Origin of the sequence: Mucilaginibacter sp. (genome assembly GCF_039935595.1) — a bacterium.
Classification (GTDB): Bacteria; Bacteroidota; Bacteroidia; order Sphingobacteriales; family Sphingobacteriaceae; genus Mucilaginibacter.
This window is the reverse complement of sequence record NZ_JBDTJZ010000119.1, coordinates 1-3006: the sequence shown is the minus strand read 5'-3', so window position 1 is coordinate 3006 and position 3006 is coordinate 1. Positions and strand designations below refer to the sequence as shown.

The following is a 3006-nucleotide window of genomic DNA, read 5'->3' as shown; positions in this document are numbered from 1 at the left end:
AACACAGGAACTGCTGGACCAATGGCACATCAAATGCCCTGTACGGAATTTTGAAAAATACTTGCTTCAGGAGATATTGAGCCTGGAATGGGTATCTTACCTTAAAAGTGAATTTACAGTCAAGATTGATGAGGAAGTAAAACGAGCCGTTGAAGAACCTTCGCCCCAAAACAACGTACAAAATGAACTTGCAGATGTATATAAACCATATACTCTACCCGCTTTTAATTACAAAGGCAAGCCGGTAATTAAACGTTATGCCGAAGCTATACACGATGGCCTGGCGCTTTGTATGGAGAAGTATGATAACCTAATACTTTTTGACAGTTACACAACGTACCCCACCAATGAGGGTACTATTACCGAAGGCTTATCAGTAAAATATGGTACTGCACGAGTTAAAAACGTTCCAGATTGCGAGTCAGGGATAGTAGGTACAGCAATAGGACTGGCACTTAACGGTTATAAAGCAATAGTTGAATTGCAGTTTGGCCATTTTATGGGCAGCGGCTTTAACCAGATAGTAAATAATATAGCTAAGTCGCAATATAGGCGGGGGCAAAATGTTGACGTGGTTTTGCGCATACCTGTGGGCATTAACAGTAATGGCTTTCAAACTGATGTTACCGAAGCTTGGTTTACCAAAACACCGGGCTTAAAGGTAGTTTACCCGGCATTTCCGGCCGATGCCAAGGGGCTGTTAATGGCCGTCGTTGACGACCCTAATCCTGTTGTATTTTTTGAACATCAGCATTTATACCAAAACCTTACCGGCGAAGTGCCCGAAGGCAACTGGTTTACAGAAATAGGTAAAGCGCGTGTAGTAAAAGAGGGTACATGGGCCACTATTATTACTTATGGCATGGGCGTACATTGGGCGCTTGAATATGTGACTAATCATCCGCAATATTCAATAGAAGTTATTGATCTGCGTACCCTACAGCCCTGGGATAAGGATGCGGTTGAAAAAAGCGTAGCCAAAACCAGTCGCGCCATGATATTGCACGAAGACACGCTAACAGGCGGCTTTGGCGGCGAAATAGCCGCGCACATAGCACAACACTGTTTTACCAAATTAGACGCCCCCATAATGCGCTGCGCAAGCCTGGATACACCTGTACCAATGCATAAGCATTTACAGGAACAGTTTTTAGCTAAATCAAAGCTGGAAGGGTTGATGGAGGAATTGCTGAGGTTTTAAAACTCACACATTGTCATCTCGAGCGTAGCGAGAGATCTATACATGTTCATTATCGCGGTGCATGGATTTCTCCCGTTGGTCGAAATGACAGGAGAATTAATTATTCACCAGCTCCACCTCTGCAACCGGGCTAAACAAATAAACCCTTTTAGTACTTACCTCAATACATTTATAACGTTTACGCAGTTTTTCTTCTTTACTAAATACACGGCCATCTTTTAGTTTAAATATGGCTTTAATGGGCAGCTTCTCAACGGTGTGAATAGCCTCTCTCGGGGCATCGTATTTACGTAGGGAGCGGTATAGTGTTAGGTCAGAACAACTGGAGGCTGCTGGGTTATTCAGATAACTTACTATGGCGTGCTTTACGTCCGGCGGAAAGACATCCTTCTCAAAAAAAGGCTGCATCATTTTTTTAAAATTGTTTTTCCATTCGGTGCCATGCGGTTTGGCTTTTTGCTTGTGCTCGTTCCAGGTGTGCAGATGCGCAAACTCGTGCACGGTGGTTACCAAAAAAGCATAGGGATTCAGATCATAATTTACGGAGATGCGGTGCCCCTTGCCCGAGTGAGGCGCACGGTAATCGCCAAACTTGCTGCCGCGGTTGCGTGATATTTTAAACTCGCACTTAAAGTAATCAATCCAGCGGCCAATAAGGGGCGCCGCGTCAGGCGGAAGATACTTCTCTAAAACTTTTACTTTATCCAATGTTACCTCTTGATCAAAGATAGTTTTTTGAGGGGAAAGGTTAAAGGCGAAAGGTAAAGGGTTTGTAATATTAATTTAACCCGTTGTCTGTGTCCTCTTCGACAACTAACCGATAGCTGTTTGTAAGGACACAAACAGGGGGAGCATACAAAATCAGCAAGAAATTATAAAGGAAGTAACCTTTCTGCTTTCTCCTCACTTCAACAAATTATAAGTAATAAAGCTTGCTGCATAGGCCAATACCGCCATATAAGCGAATTGTATGGCGGGCCAGCGCCAATCCTTGGTTTCGCGGTAAACTACGGCTACGGTGCTGGCGCATTGCATGGCAAAGGCATAAAACATCATGAGCGAGAGGGCTACCGCCAGAGTAAATACCGGTTGACCCGTTTGTGTGTTTTTGGCGTTATGCATTTTTTGCTGTACAGATTGCATATCATCCGCATTGCTGTTGGCGCTGTAAATGGTGGCCATGGTGCCCACAAATACCTCGCGTGCGGCAAATGAGGTGATCAGGGCAATGCCTATTTTCCAGTCGAACCCAAGCGGGCGTATGGCCGGTTCAATAAAATGACCCAATACCCCGGCGTATGAGTTTTCTAATTTCTCGGAAGATTTGGCCAGGTTAAGGTCCTGTGGGGTAAGAGTTTTGGTGTATTGCGGCTGTTTATATTTTTGATTTATCTGCTCAAACCTTTTTCCGGGTCCGTAGGAGGCCAATACCCATAATATAACTGAAACCGCTATGATAACCTTGCCGGCCTGTAATACAAACGTTTTAGCGCGTTCATACATAGAGTAAAGCACGTTGTTCCAGCGGGGCATACGGTATACGGGTAGTTCCATAATAAAATAGCCGCGTTCGCGTCCTTTTAATATCAGCTTAAATACAAACGCCACTACCACGGCCGATACCAAACTAAAAACATACATAGCCGTTAAAGCCAGCCCCTGCAGGTTAAAAACCCACCAAACATTGCGATTGGGCACTACCAGGCCAATAAGCAATACATAAATGGGGAGCCTGGCCGAACAGGTAACCAGTGGGGTAACCATGATGGTTATCATCCGGTCCTTCCAATTCTCGATTGTACGGG

3 protein-coding genes are annotated in these 3006 nt (G+C 44.6%); 1 reads left to right on the top strand and 2 read right to left on the bottom strand.

The features are described 5' to 3' along the window. Nucleotides 1-1201: alpha-ketoacid dehydrogenase subunit beta (locus tag ABI367_RS08155; protein WP_462227990.1), on the top strand; the 1201-nt coding region annotated here is incomplete at its 5' end. Nucleotides 1202-1297: 96 nt separating this feature from the next. On the opposite strand, the gene ABI367_RS08150 is transcribed toward ABI367_RS08155, so the two are convergent. Together ABI367_RS08150 and ABI367_RS08145 are read right to left on the bottom strand one after the other, a co-directional pair. Then, complete coding sequence (locus ABI367_RS08150; RefSeq protein WP_462227989.1) at nt 1298-1909, bottom strand: SprT-like domain-containing protein; 612 nt, start codon at nt 1907-1909, stop codon at nt 1298-1300. A gap of 195 nt (nt 1910-2104) precedes the next feature. Then, a partial coding sequence (locus ABI367_RS08145) for a nucleoside recognition domain-containing protein (RefSeq protein WP_462227988.1) occupies nt 2105-3006 on the bottom strand: 902 nt, incomplete at its 5' end.